The sequence below is a fragment of the Natrialba sp. SSL1 genome, from assembly GCF_001861355.1.
Taxonomy (GTDB): domain Archaea; phylum Halobacteriota; class Halobacteria; order Halobacteriales; family Natrialbaceae; genus Natrialba.
Map to the genome: position 1 here is coordinate 1 of NZ_MASN01000044.1, position 601 is coordinate 601.

The following is a 601-nucleotide window of genomic DNA, read 5'->3' on the forward strand; positions in this document are numbered from 1 at the left end:
CATCGTCGACTTCGGCGGGCACATCGAGTCCCGTAATGTCGATCTCACCCTCGTCGAGCATGCCCTGTACCTTCTGCTGGAGCAGGCTCAGATCGTCCGTCGTGACCTCGCCGTCGCGGTCCATGTCCGCGAGGTCCTCGGCGAACGGCTCAGGATCCATATCCTGGAGGTACTGCTGAGTCAGCTGGACGTCCTGGACAGTGACAGCTTCGTCCTGGTCAACGTCACCGAGTTCGTACTCGAGTGCACCCGCGGCAACTTCGTCGACAGCGGCGTAGGCGTCGACGATGCCGTGACCGTAGCGAACGTCCTTCTCGTCGGGTTCGCCGTCAGGTTTCCAGGCGGTTTCCTCGAGGGTCTCCTCGATTTCTTCCTGCGTGAGATCGTCGTTGGCCGAGAGCATGAGGGCGATCACGCCGGAGACGTGGGGTGCGGCCATCGACGTGCCGTCGAGGTAGTCGTATTCGTCGTCAGGCATCGCGCTCAGGACGTCTTCACCGGGTGCGGCGACGTCTGGTTTGACCCACTCGTCTGGCCACTCTGGGTCGGGGTTGTCCCAGTTGTCGGCGGCGATGGTGTTGCCGCTGGAGAAGTCGGTGAT

General features: G+C 62.7%; 1 protein-coding gene. It reads right to left on the bottom strand.

The genetic code is table 11. From position 1 onward, the window contains the following. A partial coding sequence (locus BBD46_RS16470) for a S8 family serine peptidase (protein ID WP_171908230.1) occupies positions 1-601 on the bottom strand: 601 nt, incomplete at both ends.